Here is a 24,346-nt window from a genome sequence, read left to right as displayed (position 1 = left end):
CACTGCTAAAGACATCCTTTCCCGACGGGATCATCGGGATCACTGGATCGATGCTTGGCCGCAAACTCTGCGGGCGTCAGATAATCCAGTGAGCTATGTGGCCGATGCTGGTTGTAGTCTCGGCGCCAAGCGGCAATCAGGATACGAGCCTGGGGCAAGCTCGTAAACCAATGGTCGTTCAGGCACTCATCCCGGAACCGGCCGTTGAAACTCTCGATGAACGCATTCTGCGTCGGTTTGCCTGCCTGGATCAGCTTGAGCTGCACGCCATGCTGGTAGGCCCATTGGTCCAATGCCTTGCCGGTAAATTCTGGCCCCTGGTCAGTCCGGATCGCCTTGGGATAGCCCCTGAAACGAGCCGCCTGATCGAGCACTCGGGTCACGTAATGTCCTGATATTCCGAAATCGACGGCGAGATCGATGGCCTCCTTGCTGAAGTCATCGACGATGGTCAGTACCTTGATCCGGCGGCCATTGGCCAATGCATCACTGACAAAATCCATCGACCAGACCTGGTTTGGCGAGGACGGCAATTCCAGCGCCTGCCGCTCGACGGCCACACCATGTCGCTTCTTGCGGCGCCGAACCGATAGGCCGGCATCGCTGTAGAGGCGATAGATACGCTTGTGATTGACCTGAACGCCCTCACGGCGAACCAAGGCATGCAGACGGCGATAGCCGAACCGGCGACGCTCGCCGGCTAGCTCAACCAGTCTTGCCTGCAATTGCTCATTCTCTGGCTGTGCCGTCGATTCGTACTGCAGGACCGTGCGCGACAAACCCACCAGCAGGCAGGCACGGCGCTCGGAAATCGTTGTCGATTCTCGCATCACCATGACTGCCTCACGCTTTTGCTGGGGGCTCAGCGTTTTCGGCCTAAAGCAGCCTTAAGTGCCTCGGCATCGAGGATCGATTCGGCCAGCAGTCGTTTGAGCCTGGCATTCTCCGCTTCGAGATCCTTCAACCGCTTGGCATCCGGAACCGACATGCCGCCAAACTTCGCTCGCCAGTTGTAGAACGATCCGTCACTGAAACCATGTTGCCGACACAGTTCCTTGATCGGTATGCCGGCTTCTGCCTGCTGCAAAAAACCGATGATCTGCTCTTCTGAAAACCGCTTCTTCAAGTCCATTCTCCTTCTCGAAAACGGACTTTACTAAATTCCCCTTGGCACTGTTTTTTGGGGGCACCTCAGGACATAGAAAAAGAAGAGGGGGCTACAAATCCCCCTCTTCTAAAATGCCCGACAGACTTAATTGTCTCCCGACAGACTTAATTGTTTCCTATCAATCATCACTACCAATTCGACTCCCGCTCCGGTGTCGAGGTGATTTTGTGGATGCTGAGGTCGGCCCCTTGATATTCCTCTTCCTGATCCAGGCGCAAACCGAGCACTGCTTTCAGGCCGCCGTAGACCAGCGCCCCGCCGGTCATCGCTACGACAATCGCCAGGCCGGTCATGATCAATTGCGGCATGAAAGCGACGCCGCCAGCCCCGCCGAGTGCCTTGCTGCCGAAGATACCGGCGGCGATGCCGCCCCAGGCACCGCATAGTCCGTGCAGCGGCCAGACGCCCAGTACGTCGTCGATCTTCCAGCGGTTCTGGGTCAGCGTGAACATGAAGACGAACAAGCCGCCGGCCACGCCACCAACGACCAGCGCCCCGATCGGGTGCATCAGGTCGGAACCGGCGCAGACGGCAACCAGACCGGCCAGCGGGCCGTTGTGGGTGAAGCCCGGGTCATTCTTGCCGACCATCAGGGCGACCAGTGTGCCACCGACCATCGCCATCAGCGAGTTGAGGGCGACCAGACCGGTGATCTTGTCGAGCGTCTGGGCGCTCATCACGTTGAAGCCGAACCAGCCGACCGTCAGAATCCAGGCGCCAAGCGCCAGGAAGGGAATCGATGAGGGCGGGTGGGCGGAGATCCGGCCGTCTTTGGTGTAGCGGCCATAGCGGGCGCCGAGCAGCAGAACGGCCGGCAGCGCGACCCAGCCGCCCATGGCATGCACCACAACGGAGCCGGCGAAATCGTGGAATTCTTCGCCAAAGGTGGCCTTGAGCCAGGACTGGAGGCCGAAGGCGTGATTCCAGGCAATGCTCTCGAAGAACGGATAGACAAAGCCGACCAGCAGAAAGGTGGCGATCAGTTGCGGATGAAATTTGGCACGCTCGGCGATACCGCCGGAGATGATGGCTGGAATCGCCGCGGCAAAGGTCAGCAGAAAGAAGAACTTGGTCAGCTCGTAGCCATTTTTCGCCATCAGCGTATCGACGCCGGAGAAGAAATTGACGCCGTAGGCGATGCTGTAACCGATGAAAAAGTAGGCGACGGTGGACATGCCGAAATCGGCCAATATTTTGACCAACGCATTGACCTGGTTCTTCTTGCGAACCGTGCCGACTTCAAGAAAAGCAAAGCCCGCGTGCATGGCCAGCACCATGATGGCGCCAAGCAGGATGAAAAGTACGTTGCTGCCGGATTGATACGCTTCCATGAAACCCCCAGACAAAGATCCCGAGGGCGAAAGCAAGCACCATTCCAGTGCGCAAAACATGTTACAAATCAGTGCAATGCGGACAGCATCGCACAAATACAAGCACCTGTTTGGTGCTTGTATTTAAAACAACGCCTTATTGCGGTGCATCCACTCCGCTCATCAGTGCAGCCTCCGGCGGCAGCAGCACCCAGAGCCGGCCGCTCTGCTTCATCCGCCCGGCCTGCTCGCCCGCTTCCTTGCCAAAGCCCCAGAAAAAGTCGGCGCGCACCGCCCCCTTGATCGCTCCCCCGGTATCTTGGGCCATCACCAGGCGGTTCAGGGCCTGCGCCGAATTCGGCCGGGTCGTCGCAAGGAAGACGGGAACGCCGAGCGGCACCGAGCGCGGATCGATGGCAATGCTGCGTTCGGCGGTCAATGGCACGCCCAGCGCGCCGACCGGACCATCCTTGCCGTTCGGCATCTCACGGAAGAAAACGTAACTCGGGTTGGCATTCAGCAAATCGTCCAGGCGCCCCGGATTGGCCCGCGCCCAGGCCTGGATGCCCTGCATCGAGGCCTCTTCCAGCTTCAACTCGCCGCGCTCGACGAGCAGCCGGCCGATCGATTGATAGGTGTGGCCGTTCTGGTCGGCATAATTCAACCGCACCGTGCTGCCGTCGCTCAGCTTGAGTCGTCCGGAGCCCTGAACCTGCAGGAAGAACAGCTCGACCGCGTCGTCAACATAGGCCAGCGTCTTGCCCGGAAACTTGTCGCCGTGCGCCGCGATTTCAGCCCGCGACCAGTACGGTACGACCTTGTTGCCTTCCAGCCGGCCGCGCACGCGCTTGCCCTTCAGTTCCGGGAAGAGCGACGACAGCTCGACGGTCAGCAGATCATCCGGCACGCCGCGGACGGGCTGCTCAAAGCCCTTGGTGCGCTGGCGGCTGCCGCGCAACAGCGGTTCGTAATAGCCGGTAATCATGCCGCTGACCGAAGCGTCGCCAGCTACCACGGCAAACGGTTTCAGATGCTGCTCGAAGAAACGACGCGGATCGAGATCCGGCTTGCCGTCGGCCGCCCGCGCCAGATCGCAGACCCGCTTCCAGGCCGGGCCATGCGGCCGGCCGGCCATGCCGCGACAGGAGAGCAGGAAAGCCGGCCAGGCGGCGGCGGGATCGTCCTCGGTCCATCCCGGCAGGTCGGCCCAGCTTGCCGGCTGAAGCGACCGGGAGAAGACGACCGGCGGAACGGGCACGGTGACCGCCGGCGGCGCCGGGCAAGCCGGACAGGCGGCACACGGGGCGCAGGCGACGGGCGCCGCGGGGCGCGGCAGCATGGAACAGCCGGCCAGCAAAGAGACAGTGAGAAGAATTGCGGCTTGGATTTTTTGCATGGCTTTCGTTAGAGTTCGAGGCTTCGTCTGAAAGTATACCTGCCCCGATGCCCAATTCCCTGCCGTTAGATCGCCTGCTTGCCCGGGTCGAGGCCGTCCTCGGCCGCTTCGAGGCCACCCTGCCGCCGACCCCGCCATTGCCCGACTGGGACGCCGCCATCGCTTTCCGCTGGCGCAAGAACCAGAGCCGCAGCTGGCTGCAGGCCATTCGCCATCCGCACCCGATCCGCCTGGCCGACCTCAACAACATCGACGACCAGAAAGAGCGGATTACCGCCAACACCCGCCAGTTCGTCGCCGGCCAGCCGGCCAACAACGTGCTGCTCACCGGCTCCCGCGGTTCGGGCAAGTCCTCGCTGGTCAAGGCGGTGCTCAACGAATACTCGGCCAAGGGGCTGCGCCTGATCGAGGTGGACAAGGAAGACCTGACCGATCTGGCGGACATTGTCGACCTGCTCGAAGGGCGGCCGGAACGCTTCATCATCTTCTGCGACGATCTCTCCTTCGAAGCCGGCGAAACCGCCTACAAGGCCCTGAAATCGGTGCTCGACGGCTCGGTCGCCGCGCCGCCGGAGAACGTGCTGATCTACGCCACCTCGAACCGCCGCCATCTGATGCCCGAGTATTTCGCGGAAAATCTCGACACGACGCGGGTCGATGACGAAATCCACCCGGGCGAAGCGATCGAGGAAAAGATCTCGCTGTCCGAGCGTTTCGGCCTGTGGATTTCCTTCTACCCATTCAGCCAGGACGACTACCTGAACATCGTCAATCACTGGCTGCGCTATCTCGGGGTCAGCGAGAAAGTGATTGCCGCCAGCGAACGCGACGCACTGAACTGGGCACTCGGCCGCGGTTCGCGCTCGGGGCGCGTCGCCTGGCAGTTCGCCCGCGACCTGGCCGGCCAGCAGAAGCCGGCACGAAAGTCCGCCAAGTGAGCGGCATCGTCGAAGTGGCTGCCGCCGTGATGCTGCGGGCCAACGGCACGGAATTTCTCCTTGCCCAGCGCCCCGAGGGCAAAGTCTATGCCGGCTACTGGGAATTCCCGGGCGGCAAGGTCGAACCCGGCGAGTCGGTGCGCCAGGCATTGATCCGCGAATTGCAGGAAGAGCTCGGCATCACCGTCACGGAATGCTCCCCGTGGCTGACCCGCCAGTTCACTTACCCGCACGCCACCGTCCGCCTCAATTTCTGGCGGGCGACGGCATGGACCGGCGAGATCGGCATCACCGCCCCGCTCGAACATTCGGCGGTGAAATGGCAGGCGTGCGGCACGGCCGCGACGGTGGCCCCGATCCTGCCGGCCAATGACCCTATCCTCAAGGCCCTGGCGCTGCCGACGACAATGGCGATCACGATGGCCGAAAGCGAAGGCGTCGAGCGCCAGCTGGAACGCCTCGAACAAGCCCTGCAGCAGGGTCTGCGCCTGATCCAGGTGCGCGACAAGGGCTGGCCGCCGGCCCGCCGCCTGGCATTCGCCGAGGCGGTCACCCGGCTGGCGCACGCGCATGGTGCGCTGGTCGTCATCAACGATGATGCGGAAATCGCCCGCCAGGCCGGAGCCGATGGCCTGCACCTGTCGTCCGGCCAGTTGGCCGCCTGTACCAGCCGCCCTGATTTCACCTGGGTCGGCGCCTCCTGCCACAGCGCCGACGAAATCGCCCGGGCCGGCGAACTCGGTCTCGATTACGCCCTGCTCGGCCCGGTCTTGCCGACGCCCAGCCACCCGGAAAGCAGCGGCCTGGGCTGGCCGGAGTTTGGCCGGCGGCTCAATGGCAACCGCTTGCCGGTGTTCGCTCTGGGGGGGATGGAAAACGAACTGCTGACCGCAGCGCAAAACCACGGCGCCCACGGCATCGCGCTGATGCGCGGCTGGTAAGGCTCAGTCCTGCGGCGCCTCGGGCAGTTCGCTGCCCTCTTCGCCCGGGCCAGGCTGCACCGGAATGCGATACGACTCGCTGGCCCAGCAACCGAGATCGATCTGCTTGCAGCGCTCGGAGCAGAACGGCCGCCACGGATTTTCCGGGGCCCAGATGGACTCGCCGCCGCACTGCGGACAACGAACCTTGCGAACTTTTGCGGTGGTCATCAGAGGTTGCAGAAAGTCAGGTCGAACTCGACATCGCGCTCGCAACCACGGGCCTTCAGTTCGCCGGCCGGCGGTTTGGTGAAACGGATGTTGAGGAAATATTTGTTGGCGCTGACTTCCGGGATGGCCGGCTCGTCGATGTCGAGCGAAACGCGCACCATTTGTGCCGCGGTGCCGCCGAGGTTGAGCTGGAACTGGCCGTTGATCGCCGTGTAGTTCTTGGGCCGGCCGCTCGAGCGCAGCAAACGCAGCACGATCGCCGCCGCGTCGCGCATCGGCACCATCGGCTTGGTCCAGCCAGCCAGGGCCTCGCGCCGGACTTCCGGCTTGCGGTGCAGCCACCAGTGGTAGGACGGCAAATCGAATTCGCAGACGCCGCCGGGAATCGCCGCCCGGCTCTTGATGCCCATCAGCCAGTCGTTGTCGCGCAGGTACTGACCAATCTTGCCGGTCATCGCGAGCAGCGCCGCCGAAGATTGCTCGATTTCGTAAAGGGCGCCGGACAGCGCCTCTTCGGAAATATCGGGATTATTGCGGTAGGCCAGCAAGGTCTGGCGCTGCCGTTCGAGTTCCTGAATCAGATCCATCTTGAGGTCGGCACGGCCCGCCACCTCAAGGATTTCAAACAGCGTAACCAGCGCCGCGTGGTGCTCCAGCTGGCCATCGGACTGCAGAAAGAACCCCGTTTTTTCGAACAAGTCTTCGAGACGCAGCAGTGTGCGGATGCGCTCGTTGAACGGGTATTCGTAAGTTATCACGCGGGCTGTGTCCGAAGAAACGGAAAATTGTTTGAATTTTGAGCCATTTGCATGCAAATCTCAACAGTTTGCATTAAGTATTTCTGCGGAAAGTTGTAGATACTTTAGATGCAAGGCATCAACCTGCCCGGCAAGGCAGGCCAAATCCCCATCATTGACCACCACGTCATCAGCCACGGCCAGTCGCTGCTGACGCGTTGCCTGGGCAGCCATGATCGCTTTGACCTGGTCGGCGGACAACCCGTTCCGTGCCATGACGCGCTCGATTTGCCGGCTTTCCGGGCAATCGACGACGACGATCCGCTGGCAGCGCTGGCGATACTCGCCTGACTCAACCAGCAGCGGCACGGCGAGAATGACGTAGGGTGCGGCGGCGGCCCGGCAGCGCTCGGCGGCCAACTGGCGAATCAGCGGATGGAGGATCGCCTCCAGTTGCGCCCGGGCGGCCGGATTGGCAAACACTCTTTGCCGCATCGCGGCGCGATCCAGCGCCCCTTGGTCATTGGCCACCGCGGGGCCGAACTTGGCCAGTAGCGCCGGCATCGCCCCGCCACCGGCCGCGGTCAGTTCGTGCGCGATGGCATCGGTATCGACCAAGACCGCCCCGTTCTTGACGAACAACTCGGCGACAGTGGACTTGCCGCTGCCGATGCCGCCGGTCAGGCCAACGACGTAGTCGCTCACTTGCAGCCCTGCGCCTCGGCTTTCGGCAATACCTTGCCGACCGCCGCCAACAAGGCCGCCTTGGCGGCCGCCGGGCCGCTGGCTTGCAGGTTGACCGTACTATCCTTGCCGGGACGTGGCGCCAGGCGGGCCGAGCGAACGCCCTTGTCTTTCAACTCGGCCAGCCGGTCCTGTCCACCCTTCTCGCTGGAAAAGACACCGAGCGAAATGGCGTAGCGATTAAACCCGTCCGGCACGATGAAGTAGTCGGTGACGCCGAACTGGCGCAATTCCCCGGCCTTCTTTTCAGCCGCCGCCTTGTTCGGCAAGGGGGGCACAAACACCCACCAGCCGCTACCTTCGGCCGCCACCAGTTGCCGGGCCAGTTTGAATTCGGCGAAGCGGCCGGCCAGCACCGTGCCGAGCTGATCGGCCTCGGCGACCGGGAGATGCTCCCAGAGCAGACAAACCGGCTTTTCTGCAGGCTTGGCGACCACTTCCGCCTTGGCTGTTTCTTCCACCCTAGCCTCGACCGCAACCGGTTCCGGCTTTACCGGCTCCGGCGCCTTGACCGGCCCGGCCGGCGCTTCGCCCCGGGAGACGATGCGCATGCGCTCGGGCAGGACCTGCTTGTCGAGGCGTACCGCATCCGGGTTGTCCGGCCGGCCGAAGTAGCCGGCGCTGAAGGCGTAGAACAACAGATTGCCGAGGACGAGCAGAAAAACGAGGATTTTCACGGATTCAGCCGACCTTGGGCAGATGCTTCAGCGATTCGACAATCGCTTCGGCCGGGTAGTCGAAATCTTCCAGCTGACCGGAAAAATACTTGTCGTAGGACGCCATGTCGAAATGGCCGTGCCCGGTCAGGCTGAACAGGATGGTTTTCGCTTCGCCGGTCACCTTGCACTTCAGCGCCTCGTCGATGGCGGCGCGAATGGCGTGGCAGGACTCGGGCGCCGGGATGATGCCTTCGGCCCGGGCGAACTGCACGCCGGCCTCGAAGGTGGCGACCTGCGGCACGGCCAGCGCCTCGATCCGCCCTTCATGCAGCAACTGCGAAACGAGCGGCGAATCGCCGTGGTAGCGCAAGCCACCAGCATGGATGCCGGGCGGCATGAAGTCGTGGCCGAGCGTGTACATCTTCATGATCGGCGTGTAGCCGGAGACGTCGCCGTAGTCGTAGGCGTAATGGCCCTTGGTCAGCGTCGGACAGGAGGTCGGCTCGACGGCAACGCAGCGCAGGTTGGTGGCGCGCTTATCGCCGGCCGCCTGATCGGCCAGGAAGGGGAAAGCGATACCGCCGAAGCTCGAGCCGCCGCCACAAGGTCCGAAGATCACGTCCGGGTAGAGGCCGATCTTGTCGAACTGCTTCTTGGCTTCAAGACCGATCACCGTCTGGTGCAGCAGCACGTGGTTGAGGACCGAGCCGAGCGTGTAGCAGGTGCCGGAATCGGCCGCCGCTTCCTCGACCGCTTCGGAAATGGCCAGGCCGAGCGAGCCCTGGTTGTTCGGGTCGGCGGCCAGCGCGGTGCGCCCGGCATTGGTCAGGTTGGTCGGGCTGGAGAACACCTCGGCGCCCCAGGTCTGCATCATCGAACGACGGAACGGCTTCTGCTCGTAGCTGACCTTGACCATGAAAACGCGCACCGGCAGGCCGAACATCTGGCCGGCGAAGGCAATCGACGAGCCCCACTGGCCGGCACCGGTTTCGGTGGTCAGCTTCTTGGTGCCCGCCAGCTTGTTATAGAAAGCCTGCGGCACGGCGGAATTCGGCTTGTGCGAACCGGCCGGCGAAACGCCTTCGTATTTGTAGAAAATCTTGGCCGGCGTACCCAGCGCCTGCTCCAGACGCAAGGCGCGACACAGCGGGGCAGGACGCCACAACGCATAGATCTGGCGCACTTCTTCGGGGATGGCAATCCAGCGCTCGGCCGACATTTCCTGCTCGAGGATCGGCCCCGGGAAGATTGCCCCCATCTTCTCGGCCGGCACCGGCAGGCCGTCCGGCCCGAGCGGCGGGGCCGGCGGAGTGGGCATGTCGGCGACGACGTTGTACCAGTGAGTGGGGATTTCTTCCTGCTCTAGATTGATGCGTAGCGGCGTCATATTTTTATCTCCCTGCATGCTGTTCGGCAAAGGCGGTAAATTACCCCAAAAGCCCCGGGCAACCAAGGGCGCAGGGTGGCTATCGACGACTATTCGGCATCCACCGCAGCAGGCTGCCGAATCAGCGGGTAAAGTACCGCCTTTGCCAATTTTCGCGCCCGAGCCCTTGCCTGCCTCCCGCCATCACGCCCTGCTCTGCCACCCCGCCAGCCCCTGTGCTGCCATCCAGGGCATCACGGCGGAGGCAAGCTTCAACGTGGCCGGCCGGCTGACCTTGAGCTACCGCCTGAGCGGCGACCCGCAGGCGATCCTGCTTCCCACCCCGCAGTCGCCTGGGCCGGCCGATGACCTGTGGCAGCACACCTGCTGCGAAGCCTTCATTGCGTTGCCCGGCAGCCCGGCATACCGGGAATTCAACTTCTCGCCGTCCGGCCAGTGGGCGGCCTATCACTTCGCCGATTACCGGAGCCGCACCCCCGATTTCCGACAGGCCGGCGTACCTGACATTGCCTTTCGCCGCCTGGCCGACGGCTTTCAACTGGACGCCTGTCTCGGCCCCGAATTGCTGCCGGCCGGCGACACGCTGCAGCTTGGCCTGAGCGTCGTGGTCGAAGCCGGCAATCACCAAAAAAGCTACTGGGCTCTGGCGCATGCCGCCGGGCGCCCCGATTTCCACCTCCGTCAGAACTTCACGCTGACCTTGCCCATCAAATCCACATGACTACTGCCATCCAATTCGGCATCGACCGGCTGCTCGCCGACCCCGCCCTGCGCCGTCCGCTGGCCGGCCGCCGCGTCGCGCTTCTCGCCCACCCGGCCTCGGTGACCGCCGACCTCACCCATTCGCTCGATGCGCTGGCCGCCTTGCCGGACCTCACGTTGAGCGCCGCCTTCGGCCCCCAGCATGGGTTGCGCGGCGACAAGCAGGACAACATGGTCGAATCACCGGACTTTCTCGATCCGCAGCACGGCATTCCGGTCTTCAGCCTGTACGGCGAAGTGCGCCGGCCGACCGCGGCGATGCTCGACACTTTCGACGTGCTGCTGGTCGATCTGCAGGACCTCGGCTGCCGGATCTACACCTTCATCACGACACTGCGCTACATGCTCGAAGCCGCCGCCCGGCATGGCAAGACGGTCTGGGTCCTCGACCGCCCCAACCCGGCCGGCCGGCCGGTCGAAGGACTGACCCTGCGCGACGGCTGGGAAAGCTTCGTCGGTGCCGGTCCGCTGCCGATGCGCCACGGGCTCACCATGGGCGAACTGGGGCAATGGTTCATCGCCACGCTGCAGCTTGACGTCGACTACCAAGTCATCGAGATGCAAGGCTGGCAACCGGAGGCCGCCCCCGGATACGGCTGGCCGCTCGGCGAACGCAGCTGGATCAACCCCAGCCCGAACGCGCCCAACCTGTCGATGGCCCGCGCCTATGCCGGCACCGTCATGCTCGAAGGCACGACGCTGAGCGAAGGGCGCGGCACCACCCGGCCGCTTGAGCTGTTCGGCGCTCCGGATATCGACGCCCGCGCCGTGCTCGGCGAGATGCGCCGCCTCGCGCCGCACTGGCTCGCCGGCTGCCGATTGCGCGAGTGCTGGTTCGAACCGACTTTCCACAAACATGCCGGCCAGCTCTGCCACGCCATCCAGATCCACGTCGAGGATCGCAGCTACGGGCATGCCGCCTTCCGTCCGTGGCGCCTGCAGAGCCTCGCCTTCAAGGCGATCCGCCGGCTCTACCCCGACTATCCGCTGTGGCGCGACTTCGCCTACGAATACGAGCATGACCGGCTGGCCATCGACCTGATCAACGGTTCGCCGCTGTTACGCGAATGGGTCGACGACCCGGCCGCCCGGCCGGAAACCTTCGATGCGCTCAGCTCGGCCGACGAGCTGGCCTGGACGGAACAACGCGCGGCCTTTCTGCGCTATCGCTAGCCTCGCCGCACCGTAATGCGCCACCGACCAGGCCCGGGATGAGCAGTCGCCGACCAACCGAAGCAGCGCCGCCCCCGGCCAGCCAGCGCACCATTCCGCGGCTGATTCGCGAGCGGCGCTGGTGGTGGTTGCTGCTCGCCTTGTGGGCCGGCATCGTCGCCATCTCGCTGCAGACGCAGACCGAACAGATTCGCCGCCAGGCGACGGAGATCGCCATCGAAGGCGCGCGCAACATGTTCCGCATGGTGATCCTGACCCGCAACTGGAATTCCAGCCACGGCGGCATCTATGTACCGGTTACCGAGCACACCCAGCCGAACCCCTATCTCGAACATCCGCAACGCGACGTGATGACAACCGATGGCATCGCGCTGACCATGATCAACCCGGCCTACATGACCCGGCTCATTGGCGAGATGGCCGAATCCGCCTCCGGTGCCGTTTTCCGGCTGACCAGCCGGCGCCCGATCCGCCCGGCCAACGCGCCCGATGCCTGGGAGAACCAGTCCTTGCTGGCTTTCGAGCGCGGCGTCAAGGAAACCATCAGCGTCGAACCCGGGCCGGACGGCGAAATGCTGCGCTACATGGCGCCGCTGCCGGTCAAAAAAAGCTGCCTCGACTGCCACGCCAAGCAAGGCTATCGCGAAGGCGACATTCGCGGCGGCATCAGCGTTTCCCAGCGCTATGCCGGGATCGCCGCGGCAACCCGGAGCGGCACCGAAAAAGCGCGGCTGACCCATGCCATATTCTTTCTGCTGGTCGGCGGTGCCGGCTGGCTGCTCCTCGAAATGCTGCGTCGGCGCTGGTTTGACCTGGCCGGCAAGATCGAGGAACTGGAAGAAGCGCATGGCCAGCTGCTGCAATCCGAAAAGATGGCGTCGGTCGGCCAGTTGGCCGCCGGTGTCGCCCACGAAATCAACAACCCGGTCGGCTTTGTCAATTCCAACCTGGGCACGCTGAAAAAATACAGCCAACAACTGCTCGACCTGCTCGAGGCCAGCCGTTCCGGCAAGGCCAGCGCCGCCGATTTTGCCGCCGCCGACCTCGTATACTTGAAAGAGGACATGGCCGACCTGCTGCGTGAATCGCAGGAAGGCCTCGAACGGGTCAAGAAAATCGTCGGCGATCTCAAGGATTTCTCCCGTGTCGACCAGGCCGAATGGCAGGATGCGGATCTCAACGCCGGCATAGAAAGCACCCTGAACGTCGTCTGGCACGAGCTGAAATACAAGGCCGAGGTCAAGCGCGAGTATGGCGAACTGCCACCGGTCCCCTGCATTCCGGCCCAGATCAACCAGGTGGTGATGAACCTTCTGACCAACGCCGCCCATGCCATCGAAGAGCGCGGCACCATCACCGTGCGCAGCGGCTGTGACGAGCGCTGGGCCTGGATCGAGGTGGCCGATAACGGCAAGGGCATGACGCCGGCCGCGCTGCGGCGCATCTTCGAGCCGTTCTATACGACCAAGGCGGTCGGCAAGGGCACCGGACTAGGTCTGTCGCTCGCCTACGATATCGTCCGAAAACACGGCGGGCGCATCGAAGTCAGCAGCGACCCCGGGGCCGGCAGCACTTTCCGGGTCCTTCTGCCGCTGGCCGGAATCGCCAGCGAAAAAAGCTGAACGAAAAAAGACCGGGAAATCCCGGTCTTGGTCACTGCCTGCCGCCGTCCATAACGAACGGCAGCGCGATTACTTCTTCGCCGCGAGGCGTTCGCGCATGTGCTTGGCCCGCTCGCTGGACGGCGGATGCGAACTGAACATGCTGTTCTCGTCGCCGAGCTTGGCCTGTTTCTCGAAAGAGCTGACAAGGCCGTTGCGATTGAGTTTCGCGGCAGTCAGCAAGTCAAACGCGTAGTCGTCGGCCGCGCTCTCCTGGACTTGGGAAAACTGGGCATTGACCAGCTTTTCAGCCAGCTCGCCCAATTGCGAATTGCTTAGCGCCGCGACTGCCGAGTTGCCGGCCGAAGCAGCCACCTGACGCGCCGCCGAAGCGGCATAGGCGGTCTGCATGGTGGACTTGGTGTGACCGAGCGCCACATGACCGATTTCGTGGCCGATCACGGCCCGCACCTCGTTGTCGTTCATCAGCTTCATCAGGCCGCCATAGACACGGACGCAGCCGTTGCCCATCGCCCAGGCATTAACGTCCTTGGTCAGATAAACCTTGTAATCGAGCGGTACGCCATTGACGGTTGCCGGCATGCCCTTGACGATCTTGGCCAGTCGCCTGGCCTCCGGGCTTTTCGCCGCAGCAATGCTGGACTGACCGTCGAGCGTCGCGCAGGATTTGTCGGAAAGATCCTTGACGTCGGCATCGCTCAGCGTCGCCGCCTTGAGGGCCGAGGCGCCGGCGGAAACCATTCCTCCGGCATTATTGCCGTTGATTCCGGCGCTGCCCGTGTTGCTGCAAGCCACCAGAAACAAACTGGTAAAAGCCGCGAGAACGCCAATCTTAAAAGCCCCCGGCACGGCCTTGCTGTTGCCAATAACATATCCGCTAAGCATCACAACCTCTGAAAAATTGAAAAATAGTCACGAAGCAACAAACTGCCCCGGGAAGCCCGTGACTATGCACCCCCACCCGCCAACCGTCAAGCCAATGTCATTAAACGGATCAGCCTGAGCGCATCTTCCGGATGACCCGCTGGGCCGCGACGACACCGCGATACTGGGCTTCTTCGAACAGCGAAAAGCCGGACAGATCGGCATGCGCCAGCGTCAGGCGCGGACTGTCGAAAGCGGCCAGCACGGCGCGGGCGCCACCCCACAGGCTGCCCGGCACCGGCCGACGCATGGCGTGGCCGTTGCGAAAAACATCGAGACGGGTGGTCAGCCGACGGATGTCGGGATGGATCCCTTCGAGTTCGGCCAGGATGCCTTCGGCCCAGGCTTCGCGCGGCGTTTCGAGCAGCAAGCGGCGGCCCTCGGCTGGTGCCACTTCGTGCAAGGCGCGGTAATAGGTAAAAACCGTCCCGCGCAAATGCCGCCGGATCAACTGATGGGTCGCCACCACGTAGCCGAGACCAGGGCTGTCGTAGAGCACGTTGTCCCAGGCCGGTGCGGCGCCATGTCGTTCTTCCGGGAAGTCGGCGAGATGCAGGTTGGCCGTCAGCCACGGCGCGTAATCGCCGGCCAGGGCCGCCGCCCGCAGCTCGGCCGGGATCGCCGGCCAGACGCGGGGCAGCACGAAAGCGGGGGCCGCCCAGATCAGCTGCCGGGCCTCGAAGCGCACGGTCTTGTCGCCGACCAGCACATCCACCGCCAGCGTCGACTTGCCCGCCGCGATGCGCCAGACCAGCGCCTCGGTCAACAGGCGCCCGGCGGCATGGCGCGCCAGGCCGCGCATCAGCCAGGCGTTGCCGTCCGGGGCGGTCAGCACGGCATCACTGGTCGCGTTGGCTGCCTGGCCATTGCGACAGGCAAAATAATGCAGGCCGGCCCAGGCCGAGGTCTGCTCACAAGCTGTGCCGTAATCGTCGCGGCAGGCGTAATTGGCCAGCCAGCGCAGGGTCGGCGCGGTGAAGCCGTGGTCGGCCAGCCACTGGCTGAACGACAGCCGATCGAGCGCCCGCCACTCCGGGTCGCGGCTCGACAAGGCCATCGGGATGGCGAAGACCCGCCGACCATCGCGCCCCCTAGCCGCCTTGAGCTCCTCCATGCGCGTCTGGAAGCGCCGCTGCTGCTCGCGCTCGGCGGCATCGACACCGCGTTGCGGCAGCAAGCCATCGTCCCACAAGCCGTGGCGATAGACCCGCTCCTGCGGCGTCGCACACAGGAAGCGTTCGTCGTAAGTCGGCTTGGCGGCTGCCGGATCGCCCTGCAACACGCCCAGTTCGGCCAGCAACTCGCGAACGCTGGTGGCCTCCGGGCCCGGCAAGGGCAGATAGTGGGCGCCCCACGGATAGGCGACGAGCGGCGATTGCCCGGCCCGCGAATTGCCGCCGGCCTCGCCCTCCATTTCCAGCACGAGAAAGTCGTCGACCGCCGCCTTGTTCAATTGCCAGGCCGCCGATAGTCCGGAAATGCCGCCGCCGACGATCAGCACGCCGGTTTTCCGGACTTCCGATGGGGCGGGGAAATGGCCGTCACGCAGGCGATGGCCGAGGGCATGCGCCATGCCGAGCAGCTGACCGGGCGGCAGCGGCGGCTTGCCGACCGGCGCGCAACCGGCGAGGGCTGCTGCACCGACGGTACGAAGAAAATCCCGGCGGCTGGTGCCAGCCTTTGGCTTGATGGGACTAATCAAACTTCCGGAGCGACAGGCTGACCGACAGTTGGGCGCCGAGCCAGCCAAGGAAAGCCCCGGCCCCAGCCAGCGCCGCGATTTCACCGACGCCCGGCGTCCGCAGGCTGAAGCTGCCGCCGTAAAGCGCCGCCAGTTCGCTGACCGGGCCGGCCAGCAAACGCAGCGCCCCGAGCACCAGGGCGGCCGCCAGCAGCCCGCCCAGGGCGCCCTGCAGCGCGCCGAAGTAATAGAAAGGCCGGCGGATGAACACATCGGTCGCCCCGATCATCCGCGCCACTTCGATTTCGGCAGCCTGCGCCATGACCTGCAAGCGTATGGTATTGAACGTCACGGCGATCAACCCGGCGGCAAAGATGCCGGCCAGCATCGACAAGGCCAGCCGACCGAGCTTGAGGAAGGCGTCGAAACGCTTAACCCAGGCCGAATCGAGTTGGACATGCTCAACCTTGGGCCAACTGGCGATCTCCTTGCGCAGGATCTCCAGCGCTTCCGGTTCGCTATTGCTCGGCTCGACGATGAAGGCGTCGGGCAACGGGTTGCGCGGCAGGCTGGCGACGATCTCGGCCATCCCTTCGCTCTTCTGCATCCGCTTCAGCGCCTGCTCCTTGGGAATAAATTGCCATTTGCCATCGGCCGCGGCGCGCAGCCGACTCTCGATTTCGCCGACCTCCTTCTTGCTCGCCTCAAGGCTCATGAACAGGCTGATCTGCTGGACACCGGAGGCATTGCGGCCGAGATCGCGGAGGTTGTCGAGCAGAACGTAGCCGAAGCCCGGCAAGGTCAGCGCGATGCCGATGACGAGCAGCGACAGCAGGGTATTGAGCGGTGTCGACCACAACCGGCGGAAAGCCGAAGCAAGCGCCGCGCGGTGCTGGGAAAGCCAGGCGTTCACAACAACCTCCCGTGGTCGAGACAGAGCACGTTGGGGTGATAGCGCTCGATCCAGTTCTGGTCGTGAGTGGCGACGACGACGGTGACGCCGACCTGATGAAAGGACGAAAAAATTTCGAGAATGCTGCTCGCCGATTCGTTGTCGAGATTGCCGGTCGGCTCGTCGGCCAGCAACACCGTCGGCCGATTGACCACGGCGCGGGCGATGGCCAGGCGTTGCTGCTCGCCGCCGGACAGCGCAATTGGCCGGGCCTTTTCGCGGGCCAGCAGGCCGACCTTGTCGAGCGCCGCCTGGGCGCGGCGAATCGCCTCGCGGCGGGGCAAGCCGACGATCTGCAGCGGCAGCAGCACGTTGTCGAGCACGCTGCGATCGAACAGCAGTTTCTGGTCCTGAAAGACCATGCCGAAATTGCGCCGCAGATAAGGAATGGCACTACGCCGCAGGGCCGCCAGGTTCTGGCCGTTGACCACCAGGCTGCCGCTGGTTGGCCGTTCGATCGAGGCGATCAGTTTGACCAGCGTGGTCTTGCCGGCGCCGGAATGGCCGGTGATGAACACCATCTGACCGGCCGATATCTCGAAACTGACTTCCTTGACGGCTTCGTAGCCGCCCGGATAGCGTTTCGTCAGGTTGCTCGCGACGATCATTCGAATAGCGCGTCGACGAAATCTTTGGCGGAGAACGGGCGCAGATCGTCGATCTGCTCGCCGACGCCGATGAAGCGGATCGGTTTCGGACACTGCCGGGCGATCGCCGTGACGACGCCGCCCTTGGCGGTGCCGTCGAGCTTGGTCAGAACCAAACCGGTGACATGGATCGCCTTGTCGAAGGCCCGGACCTGCTGCAGCGCGTTCTGGCCGATATTGGCATCGAGCACGAGCAGCGTTTCGTGCGGGCCGCTCGGATCGATCTTCTGGATCACCCGCCGGACTTTGGCGATCTCTTCCATCAGGTGCAACTGGGTCGGCAGACGGCCGGCGGTGTCGGCCAGCACGATGTCGATACCGCGCGCCTTAGCGGCGGAAATAGCGTCGAAGACCACAGCCGCCGGATCGCCGTTGTCCTGGGCAATGACCGTGATGTTGTTGCGCTCACCCCAGGTTTCCAGCTGTTCGCGGGCGGCGGCGCGGAAGGTGTCGCCAGCGGCGAGCAGCACGCTCTTGCCCTGGTCCTGGAAATACTTGGCCAGCTTGCCGATCGAAGTCGTCTTGCCGGCACCGTTAACCCCGGCAATCATGATCACGTAGGGCTTGTGGCCGCTGACGTCGAGCGCCTGTTCAAGCGGCTGCAGGGTTTCGAGCAGGGCGTTGGCCAGCGCCTGCTGGATGCCTTCCGGCGTATCGAGCTTGTCGCGCTTGGCGGCTTTTTTCAACTCGTCGAGCAGATGGGTGGTTGCCTCGATGCCGCAATCGCTGGTCAGCAACAGCGTTTCCAGCTCTTCGAGCAGTTCGTCGTCGACCTTGCCGCGCGAGAAGATGGATTTGAGCTTGCCGCCCCACTGGGCGCGGGTCTTGGCCAGCCCCTTGAAGAGGCGTTCGCGCCAGGACGGGGCGGCCGGGGCTTCGACCTTGGTTTCAGGCGCGGATTTTTTCAGGAAACTGAACATGGGGAAAGTGGTCTCAAGCCAAGCTGACAGGCGGACGGCAAGCCGTTAAGATGCCACCCGAATCGATGCAAATTTGCTCCTGATTTTAGCAGAAAGACCACTCGGAAAGCCCTGCAACCCATGCGAATGCAACAACTCCTCCCCTTTTTGCTGGCTCCCTGGCTGCTTACCGCGGCCCACGCCAATCCGTATGAAACGACGCTGCAGAACGGCTTGCGCGTCATCGTCAAGGAAGATCACCGCGCCCCGACCGCCGTCCAGATGGTCTGGTACCGCATCGGCAGCATGGATGAAATCGACGGCGGCTCGGGCGTTGCCCACGTCCTCGAACACATGATGTTCAAGGGCACGCCGAGCGTCGGCCCCGGCGAGTTCAACAAGCGCGTCGCCGCCGCCGGCGGTCGCGACAACGCCTTCACCAGCCGCGACTACACCGCCTATTTCCAGCAGGTGCCGAAAGAGAAGCTGGACGATGTGATGCAGCTCGAAGCCGACCGGATGCGCCATCTGAATGTCGACGCCAAGGAATTCGCGCAGGAGATCAAGGTCGTCATGGAAGAGCGCCGCATGCGCACCGACGACAATCCGCAGGCCAAGCTGTTCGAACAGATGAATGCCGTCGCCTTCCAGGCCCACCCCTACCGCCGGCCGATCATCGGCTGGATGAACGACCTGGAAACGATGACCGCGGCCGATGCCAAGGCCTGGTACGACACCTGGTACGTGCCGAATAACGCCTATGTGGTGGTAACCGGTGACGTCGAGCACAAGGCCGTGTTCGCCCTGGCCGAGAAGTATTACGGCGGCCTCGAAGGCCGCCCCCTCGTGCCGCGCCGGCAACAGGTCGAACCGGCGCAGGAAGGCCCCCGCCAGGTCACCGTCAAGGCGCCGGCCGAACTGCCGGTGTTGATCATGGCCTACAAGGCGCCGATATTGCGCGATGTCGACCAGGACAGCGAACCCTACGCCCTGGAAATGCTGACCTCGATTCTCGACGGCCACGACGCCGCCCGCTTCAACAAGAAACTGGTCCGCGAGGACAAGGTGGCGCTGTCGATCGGGGTCGGCTACGACAATACGGCACGCGGCCCCGGCATGTTCTACTTCTCCGGCAGCCCCTCGGAAGGACGCACGGTCGGCGACCTCGAAGCCGCGCTGCGCGCCGAGATCGCCCGCGTCCAGAAGGACGGCGTCAGCGAACAGGAACTCAAGCGGGCCAAGGCGCAACTGGTCGCCGGTCAGGTATACAAGATGGACTCGATGTTCGGCCAGGCGATGGAAATCGGCCAGATCGAAGCGGTCGGCCTGCCCTATCAAAAAATCGACCGCATGCTGGAAAAGCTGCAAAAGGTCAGTGCCGCCGAAGTACAGGCGGTCGCCAGGAAATACTTCACCGACGATACGCTGACCATCGGCATCCTCGACCCGCAGCCCCTCGATGGCAAAGTGCGCCGCCCGGCCACCGCCACCCGCCACTGATGCACCATCAAACCCAAAGCTGGCACCAGAAAAACACCATGAAAAAGCTGTTGACCGCAGTAACCGCCCTGCTGATCACGCAAGCCGCGCTGGCTGGCGTCAAGATCGAACACTGGGTAGCGCCTTCCGGCGCCCGCGTCTATTTCGTTGAAAGCCGCGTCCTGCCGATGCTCGACGTCCAGGTCGATTTCGCCGCCGGTTCGGTCTTCGATCCGGCCGGCAAATCCGGCCTCGCCGCGATGACCCGGGGCACCCTCGACCTCGGCGCCGGCAGCCGCGACGAATCCGCCATTGCCGAGCAACTGGCCGACATCGGTGCCAACCTCGGCGGCGGCGCCGACACCGACCGTGCCAGCGTCGCCCTGCGCACGCTGTCGGCCGCCGAGCAACGCGAACCGGCGCTCGCCATCCTGCGCAGCGTGCTGCACCAGCCGCGCTTCGATGCCGCCATTTTCGAACGCGAAAAAGCGCGCACCATCGCCAGCCTGAAGGAAGCGATGACCCGGCCCGACAGCATCGCCGGCAAAGCGTTCTGGGGCGCCCTCTACCCGACCCATCCCTATGGCCAACAGGCGACGCCGGAATCGGTCGCCGGGCTGAGCCGCGACGACCTCGCCGCCTTCCACGCCCGTTACTACACGGCGGCCAACGCCAGCATCACGCTGGTTGGCGACATTTCGCGCCGCGAAGCCGAACGCATTGCCGAAGCGCTGACCGCCAGTCTGCCCAAGGGCGAAGCGGCGGCCCTGCCGGCGGCTCCGCAGCCAGCGAAAGGCAGCCTCATCAAACTGGCCCATCCGGCCAGCCAGGCCCACGTCTATATTGGCCTGCCGGCCATCGAGCGCGGCAACGCCGATTTCTTTCCGCTGCTCGTCGGCAACTACACGCTCGGTGGCGGCGGCTTCGTCTCCCGGCTGATGAAGGAAGTGCGCGACAAACGCGGCTATGCCTACAGCGTCTACAGCTATTTCGCCCCGCTCCGCCAGGCCGGCCCCTTCCAGATCGGCCTGCAGACCAAGCGCAGCCAGGCCGGCGAGGCGATCAAGGTAGCCCGCGACGTCCTCGACGGCTTCCTGAAGGACGGCCCGAGCGAGGAGGAACTGCTCGCCGCCAAGGCCAACCTGACCGGCAGCTTCCCGCTGCGCCTGGACAGCAACAAGAAGCTGCTCGAAAACGCGGCGAACATCGGTTTCTACGGTCTGCCGCTCGACTATCTCGACAGCTACCAGGCGAAAGTCCAGGCGGTTACGGCCGACGATATCAAGCAGGCTTTTGCCCGCCACGTTCGCCCGGACAATCTGATCACCGTGACGGTAGCCGCCGATTGAACTCGGTGCGCATCATCGGCGGCGCCTGGCGGCGCCGCGTGCTGAAGTTTCCGGACAGCGAAGGCCTGCGCCCGACGCCGGATCGCGTCCGCGAAACGCTGTTCAACTGGCTCGGCCAGGAGCTCGACGGCTGGCACTGCCTCGACCTGTTCGCCGGCAGCGGCGCGCTCGGCTTCGAGGCGGCATCGCGCGGCGCAGCCCAGGTCGTGATGGTCGAACAATCACCCAAAGTGTTGGCGGCCTTGCGCGAAAATGCGGAAATTCTGCAAAACCCGCGCGAAGTGGAGATCATCCGCCGGGATGCGCTACAATATTTGGCCTCGTCCAAGACCAAGTTCGACCTGATCTTCCTCGATCCGCCCTACAAAAAAGGCTGGATTCCCCGCCTGGAGCCACTCCTTCCCGGCGTTCTGAAAGAAGATGCCGCGGTCTACGTCGAGGCGGAGCACGAAATAGAATCGCTTGGCGATTGGCGCACGGTGCGCCATGGCAAGGCGGGGGAAGTCCACTTTCACTTGTTGCGGCGGCAGACAGCTTGAATAAACTCAATCATCGCGTGGCGATCTACCCGGGCACTTTCGACCCGATCACCCGGGGTCACGAAGATCTCGTGCGCCGGGCCGCCGGCCTGTTCGACAAGCTGATCCTGGCCATCGCCGAAAGCCCCTCGAAGCAGCCGCGCTTTCCTTTGGCCGAGCGGGTCAGCATGGCGCAGGAAATCCTTGGCGATGTCAAGAACGTCGAAATTGTCGGCTTCAACACGCTGCTCATGGATTTCGTACACGAGCAGGGCGCCAAGGTCGTCGTGCGCGGCCTGCGTGCCGTCTCCGACTTCGAATACGAATTTCAGATGGCGGGAATGAACCGCAGCGTCTATCCCGAGGTCGAAACAGTGTTTCTAACCCCGGGCGAACAGTACATGTTCATCTCCGCCACGATGGTCCGCGAAATCGCGCGACTGGGCGGCGATGTCAGCAAATTTGTGCAACCTTGTGTCCAAAAGCGCCTGCGGGCGACTACCACTGCTTAACCGAGAGAGGAACAGCTATGTCTCTAATTATTACCGACGAATGCATCAACTGCGACGTGTGTGAACCGGAGTGCCCGAACGAGGCAATCTCCCAGGGGGAAGAGATTTATCAAATCGATCCCAACAAATGCACCGAGTGTGTCGGCCATTACGACGAGCCGCAGTGCGTGCAGGTCTGTCCGGTCGACTGCATTCCAAAGGATGCGAACCATGTCGAAAGCGAGGACATGCTGTGGGTCAAGTACGAAAAGCTGACCGGCAACAAGCGCCCCTGAGCTTTTCCGAGCCAACAAAAAGCCCGCGAATTTTTCGCGGGCTTTTTGTTGCCTGCCGCACCGCGGCAATTCCCGTTCAGGCCGCCTGCAGCTCCTGAATATCGAGCGGCAGCAGCATTTCACGAATGCGCCCGGCGATATCTTCCAGTGACTGAATCTGCAGCAACAGGTTCTTTTCGACGCTCTCCAGTTCGACAATCCGGTCTTCCAGCGTATCGGTCGCCTGGTGGATGCGCTTGATGCTTTCGAGGCGACGCTTGAGCTGAATCTGGTGCTCGCGAACCTGCGTTTCCATCGGCGCCATGATCGCCCCCAGCCAGGTTTCGGCATCCTTGTTAGCGTGCTCGAAGGCGCGCCGCACCTGCACCGCCACTTCCTCGAAGAACTTCTGCGTGATGTTCCGCTTGTCGTGCGTCAGCAGGCTGACCATGGTATTCAGATGCCCGTCGCACCAGGCCTCCAGGCGATCGATCTCCTTCTCGTAACGGAGCAGCGAGAAGGATGTTGGCGCACCGAGCTTGAGCCCGTGCTCGACGGCAAAACGCTTGTAGACCGCGGCCATCATCGCCAGGATTTCGTTGATCTCGTCGTTCGACCTGACCAGCGCCTCGCGTGAGCGGCCAAAGAAATTCCCCATCGAGTCCGACAGGGTCTTCGAGAAGGCCGCCTCGAGCATCGCCTCACGCGTATCTTGCGTCAGTTGACGCAGCACATCGAGGCCAAGGTGGGCGAACAGCCGGTTGGTCAGGGTCGAAAAGACGCTACGCACGGCGTAATAGCGTTGCAGGCCGGATTCGAATTCATCTTTCTCGGCCCGCACCTTGCCCATCATGTATTCGACGACGCCCTTGTTCTTGCCGCGCAGTTCGGTCAGTTCGGTCAGTTGTTCGCGCAGGCCGACGAGGCGCGATTCGAGCAGGCCGCGCACACGACGGCTGACTTCGCCGAATTCGCTGTCGGTGTTGTCGCAGACGATGTCGCGCTTGGCCGGGATCAGTTCCTCGGAGAGGGCCAACTCGAGCAGCGGCAGGCGGCTTTTTTCGAGCAGCGCGTCGTCACCGTTGATCTTGGCCACCAGGCCCTTCTGGGCGGAGACAGGGAATATCTGGCTGGCCGGCAAATCGAGGATGCTGGCGCTGGTGTCGACCTGACGCTGGATTTCGGCGTCGATTTCCTCGTCCGTCTTCAGTTCGTCCCACTGGCCATCGATCTTGTTCATGACCACCATGCGGCCGCGCCGGGCGGTGCCGCCGCCGCAGATATGTTCCTTCCAGATCGCCAGATCGGACTGGGTTACGCCGGTATCGGCCGCCAGGATGAACAGCACGGCATGGGCGTTGGGCAACAGCGACAGCGTCAATTCGGGTTCGGCGCCAATCGCATTGAGGCCCGGCGTATCGAGAATGACCAGCCCCTGCTTGAGCAGCGGGTGCGGAAAATTGATGACGGCATGGCGCCAGCGCGGCACTTCAACCAGACCATCATCACCCACCCGGTAAAGCTCAATTTCGCCCTGCCCGACTTCGAAGCCGAGGCGAGCCGCTTCTTCCGGCGTGACGCGACTGGTTTCGCTGACATGGCGGAGCGAATCCTGCATCGCGTCGGGCGATTCGATATCGAGGCCGACGACGGTCCATTCATCGGGAAAGCGCTTGTACTCGGAAACGCTGGAATTCGAGGCGCGCGTCTGGATCGGCAGCAACTCGATGCAGGGCTGCTTGCTGCCGTCGAAGAGCAATTCGGTCGGACACATCGTGGTGCGGCCGGCCGAGGAAGGCAACATCCGGCTGCCGTACTCGGCAAAGAAGATCGCGTTAATCAGTTCCGACTTGCCGCGCGAGAACTCGGCGACGAAAGCCACATTCAGGCGGTCCTCGCGCAAGCGCTCAAGCAACTGGGCGAGCCGCAGATCGGTCTGGGCGTCGGACAACTCGTTCTGGGACAACCAGTCCTGAAACTCGCCGATGTTGGTCGACAGACGGGAGCGCCAGGCAGTGTAGGCAGCAAATTGGTTGGCGAGCGACATAGCATGCACCATGAATACGTACGGAACTTCCAATTTA

24 protein-coding genes are annotated in these 24,346 nt (G+C 63.5%); 10 read left to right on the top strand and 14 right to left on the bottom strand.

Going from position 1 to position 24,346, the window contains the following annotated elements; all coding sequences use genetic code 11:
- Window positions 1–5: 5 nt before the first annotated feature.
- The 3 genes from KI611_RS02945 to KI611_RS02935 form a co-directional block, all read right to left on the bottom strand.
- A protein-coding gene (locus KI611_RS02945; protein WP_413464014.1) for an IS3 family transposase occupies window positions 6–1,126 on the bottom strand; the annotation gives its coding sequence in 2 pieces (ribosomal slippage) (window positions 6–880 and window positions 880–1,126; 1,122 coding nt in all).
- Window positions 1,127–1,296: 170 nt separating this feature from the next.
- The gene (locus KI611_RS02940; protein WP_226418340.1) at window positions 1,297–2,499 is read right to left on the bottom strand and encodes an ammonium transporter; all 1,203 of its coding nucleotides are present in this window, start codon (window positions 2,497–2,499) and stop codon (window positions 1,297–1,299) included.
- A 136-nt stretch (window positions 2,500–2,635) separates the two neighbouring features.
- Window positions 2,636–3,817: a murein transglycosylase A gene (locus KI611_RS02935; protein ID WP_226418339.1), complete on the bottom strand. Its 1,182-nt coding sequence runs from the start codon at window positions 3,815–3,817 to the stop codon at window positions 2,636–2,638.
- A gap of 104 nt (window positions 3,818–3,921) precedes the next feature.
- Between KI611_RS02935 and KI611_RS02930 the strand changes: the two genes are divergently transcribed.
- Window positions 3,922–4,812: an ATP-binding protein gene (locus KI611_RS02930; protein ID WP_226418338.1), complete on the top strand. Its 891-nt coding sequence runs from the start codon at window positions 3,922–3,924 to the stop codon at window positions 4,810–4,812.
- Window positions 4,809–5,753: a Nudix family hydrolase gene (locus tag KI611_RS02925; protein WP_226418337.1), complete on the top strand. Its 945-nt coding sequence runs from the start codon at window positions 4,809–4,811 to the stop codon at window positions 5,751–5,753. The genes KI611_RS02930 and KI611_RS02925 overlap by 4 nt, the downstream gene beginning before the upstream one ends.
- A 3-nt stretch (window positions 5,754–5,756) precedes the next feature.
- Here KI611_RS02925 and KI611_RS02920 read toward each other — a convergent pair whose 3' ends face one another.
- The 5 genes from KI611_RS02920 to KI611_RS02900 are packed head-to-tail and all read right to left on the bottom strand — an operon-like array spanning window position 5,757 to window position 9,490.
- A complete protein-coding gene (locus tag KI611_RS02920) occupies window positions 5,757–5,963 on the bottom strand; it encodes a DNA gyrase inhibitor YacG (protein ID WP_226418336.1) in 207 nt (68 codons plus the stop codon).
- Window positions 5,963–6,721, bottom strand: a complete 759-nt coding sequence (zapD, locus tag KI611_RS02915) for a cell division protein ZapD (protein ID WP_226418335.1) — start codon at window positions 6,719–6,721, stop codon at window positions 5,963–5,965. Before zapD ends, KI611_RS02920 begins: the two co-directional genes overlap by 1 nt.
- A gap of 60 nt (window positions 6,722–6,781) precedes the next feature.
- Window positions 6,782–7,405, bottom strand: a complete 624-nt coding sequence (gene coaE, locus KI611_RS02910; RefSeq protein ID WP_226418334.1) for a dephospho-CoA kinase — start codon at window positions 7,403–7,405, stop codon at window positions 6,782–6,784.
- Window positions 7,402–8,121: an SPOR domain-containing protein gene (locus KI611_RS02905; RefSeq protein ID WP_226418333.1), complete on the bottom strand. Its 720-nt coding sequence runs from the start codon at window positions 8,119–8,121 to the stop codon at window positions 7,402–7,404. The genes coaE and KI611_RS02905 overlap by 4 nt, the downstream gene beginning before the upstream one ends.
- 4 nt (window positions 8,122–8,125) lie before the next feature.
- Window positions 8,126–9,490, bottom strand: a complete 1,365-nt coding sequence (locus KI611_RS02900) for a TrpB-like pyridoxal phosphate-dependent enzyme (protein WP_226418332.1) — start codon at window positions 9,488–9,490, stop codon at window positions 8,126–8,128.
- 166 nt (window positions 9,491–9,656) lie between these two features.
- On the opposite strand from KI611_RS02900, the gene KI611_RS02895 reads away from it, so the two are divergent.
- From KI611_RS02895 to KI611_RS02885, 3 genes are read left to right on the top strand one after another with little or no spacing between them, the layout of a single operon-like run.
- Window positions 9,657–10,211: a DOMON-like domain-containing protein gene (locus KI611_RS02895; protein ID WP_226418331.1), complete on the top strand. Its 555-nt coding sequence runs from the start codon at window positions 9,657–9,659 to the stop codon at window positions 10,209–10,211.
- Window positions 10,208–11,425, top strand: a complete 1,218-nt coding sequence (locus KI611_RS02890) for an exo-beta-N-acetylmuramidase NamZ domain-containing protein (protein WP_226418330.1) — start codon at window positions 10,208–10,210, stop codon at window positions 11,423–11,425. Before KI611_RS02895 ends, KI611_RS02890 begins: the two co-directional genes overlap by 4 nt.
- Before the next feature lie 38 nt (window positions 11,426–11,463).
- Window positions 11,464–13,047, top strand: coding sequence for an ATP-binding protein (locus tag KI611_RS02885; protein ID WP_226418329.1), 1,584 nt, complete (start codon window positions 11,464–11,466; stop codon window positions 13,045–13,047).
- 69 nt (window positions 13,048–13,116) lie between these two features.
- On the opposite strand, the gene KI611_RS02880 is transcribed toward KI611_RS02885, so the two are convergent.
- From KI611_RS02880 to ftsY, 5 genes are all read right to left on the bottom strand, one after another.
- A complete protein-coding gene (locus KI611_RS02880; RefSeq protein ID WP_226418328.1) occupies window positions 13,117–13,788 on the bottom strand; it encodes a M48 family metalloprotease in 672 nt (223 codons plus the stop codon).
- A gap of 253 nt (window positions 13,789–14,041) precedes the next feature.
- Window positions 14,042–15,673 (bottom strand): NAD(P)/FAD-dependent oxidoreductase, encoded by a 1,632-nt coding sequence (locus KI611_RS02875; protein WP_226418327.1) that lies wholly within the window; start codon window positions 15,671–15,673, stop codon window positions 14,042–14,044.
- Window positions 15,666–16,565: a permease-like cell division protein FtsX gene (gene ftsX / locus KI611_RS02870; protein ID WP_226418326.1), complete on the bottom strand. Its 900-nt coding sequence runs from the start codon at window positions 16,563–16,565 to the stop codon at window positions 15,666–15,668. The genes KI611_RS02875 and ftsX overlap by 8 nt, the downstream gene beginning before the upstream one ends.
- Window positions 16,562–17,212, bottom strand: coding sequence for a cell division ATP-binding protein FtsE (gene ftsE, locus KI611_RS02865; RefSeq protein WP_226418325.1), 651 nt, complete (start codon window positions 17,210–17,212; stop codon window positions 16,562–16,564). Before ftsE ends, ftsX begins: the two co-directional genes overlap by 4 nt.
- Window positions 17,209–18,171, bottom strand: coding sequence for a signal recognition particle-docking protein FtsY (gene ftsY, locus KI611_RS02860; protein ID WP_226418324.1), 963 nt, complete (start codon window positions 18,169–18,171; stop codon window positions 17,209–17,211). Before ftsY ends, ftsE begins: the two co-directional genes overlap by 4 nt.
- 126 nt (window positions 18,172–18,297) lie before the next feature.
- Between ftsY and KI611_RS02855 the strand changes: the two genes are divergently transcribed.
- Genes KI611_RS02855 through KI611_RS02835 form a run of 5 tightly spaced genes read left to right on the top strand, consistent with a single transcriptional unit; the run spans window position 18,298 to window position 22,283 of the window.
- Window positions 18,298–19,650 carry a M16 family metallopeptidase gene (locus KI611_RS02855; RefSeq protein WP_226418323.1) on the top strand — a complete coding sequence of 451 codons (1,353 nt, stop codon included), beginning with the start codon at window positions 18,298–18,300 and terminating at the stop codon, window positions 19,648–19,650.
- Between the two features lie 38 nt (window positions 19,651–19,688).
- Window positions 19,689–20,978, top strand: coding sequence for a M16 family metallopeptidase (locus tag KI611_RS02850; RefSeq protein WP_226418322.1), 1,290 nt, complete (start codon window positions 19,689–19,691; stop codon window positions 20,976–20,978).
- Window positions 20,975–21,517 carry a 16S rRNA (guanine(966)-N(2))-methyltransferase RsmD gene (gene rsmD / locus KI611_RS02845; protein WP_226418321.1) on the top strand — a complete coding sequence of 181 codons (543 nt, stop codon included), beginning with the start codon at window positions 20,975–20,977 and terminating at the stop codon, window positions 21,515–21,517. Before KI611_RS02850 ends, rsmD begins: the two co-directional genes overlap by 4 nt.
- On the top strand, window positions 21,514–22,008 hold the full coding sequence (coaD, locus tag KI611_RS02840) for a pantetheine-phosphate adenylyltransferase (RefSeq protein WP_226418320.1): 495 nt from the start codon (window positions 21,514–21,516) through the stop codon (window positions 22,006–22,008). Before rsmD ends, coaD begins: the two co-directional genes overlap by 4 nt.
- A gap of 17 nt (window positions 22,009–22,025) precedes the next feature.
- Entirely contained in the window at window positions 22,026–22,283 is a 258-nt protein-coding gene (locus KI611_RS02835) for a YfhL family 4Fe-4S dicluster ferredoxin (protein WP_066887419.1), read from the top strand.
- Window positions 22,284–22,359: 76 nt separating this feature from the next.
- On the opposite strand, the gene KI611_RS02830 is transcribed toward KI611_RS02835, so the two are convergent.
- Window positions 22,360–24,309 carry a dynamin family protein gene (locus KI611_RS02830; protein WP_226418319.1) on the bottom strand — a complete coding sequence of 650 codons (1,950 nt, stop codon included), beginning with the start codon at window positions 24,307–24,309 and terminating at the stop codon, window positions 22,360–22,362.
- Window positions 24,310–24,346 lie beyond the last annotated feature (37 nt).

Source organism: Dechloromonas denitrificans, from assembly GCF_020510685.1.
Classification (GTDB): Bacteria; Pseudomonadota; Gammaproteobacteria; order Burkholderiales; family Rhodocyclaceae; genus Azonexus; species Azonexus denitrificans_A.
The sequence above is the reverse complement of the archived record's forward strand: the minus strand, read 5'-3'. Positions and strand labels throughout refer to the sequence as shown.

Bases quoted from the DNA above. Each gene is read 5' to 3' on its own strand.
- KI611_RS02940 (WP_226418340.1), bottom strand. From the start codon at position 2,499: ATGGAAGCGTATCAATCCGGCAGCAACGTACTTTTCATCCTGCTTGGC.
- KI611_RS02935 (WP_226418339.1), bottom strand. From the start codon at position 3,817: ATGCTGCCGCGCCCCGCGGCGCCCGTCGCCTGCGCCCCGTGTGCCGCC.
- KI611_RS02930 (WP_226418338.1), top strand. From the start codon at position 3,922: ATGCCCAATTCCCTGCCGTTAGATCGCCTGCTTGCCCGGGTCGAGGCC.
- KI611_RS02920 (WP_226418336.1), bottom strand. From the start codon at position 5,963: ATGACCACCGCAAAAGTTCGCAAGGTTCGTTGTCCGCAGTGCGGCGGC.
- KI611_RS02900 (WP_226418332.1), bottom strand. From the start codon at position 9,490: ATGACGCCGCTACGCATCAATCTAGAGCAGGAAGAAATCCCCACTCAC.
- KI611_RS02890 (WP_226418330.1), top strand. From the start codon at position 10,208: ATGACTACTGCCATCCAATTCGGCATCGACCGGCTGCTCGCCGACCCC.
- KI611_RS02885 (WP_226418329.1), top strand. From the start codon at position 11,464: ATGAGCAGTCGCCGACCAACCGAAGCAGCGCCGCCCCCGGCCAGCCAG.
- KI611_RS02880 (WP_226418328.1), bottom strand. From the start codon at position 13,788: ATGGTTTCCGCCGGCGCCTCGGCCCTCAAGGCGGCGACGCTGAGCGAT.
- ftsE (WP_226418325.1), bottom strand. From the start codon at position 17,212: ATGATCGTCGCGAGCAACCTGACGAAACGCTATCCGGGCGGCTACGAA.
- ftsY (WP_226418324.1), bottom strand. From the start codon at position 18,171: ATGTTCAGTTTCCTGAAAAAATCCGCGCCTGAAACCAAGGTCGAAGCC.
- KI611_RS02855 (WP_226418323.1), top strand. From the start codon at position 18,298: ATGCAACAACTCCTCCCCTTTTTGCTGGCTCCCTGGCTGCTTACCGCG.
- KI611_RS02850 (WP_226418322.1), top strand. From the start codon at position 19,689: ATGAAAAAGCTGTTGACCGCAGTAACCGCCCTGCTGATCACGCAAGCC.
- KI611_RS02835 (WP_066887419.1), top strand. From the start codon at position 22,026: ATGTCTCTAATTATTACCGACGAATGCATCAACTGCGACGTGTGTGAA.
- KI611_RS02830 (WP_226418319.1), bottom strand. From the start codon at position 24,309: ATGTCGCTCGCCAACCAATTTGCTGCCTACACTGCCTGGCGCTCCCGT.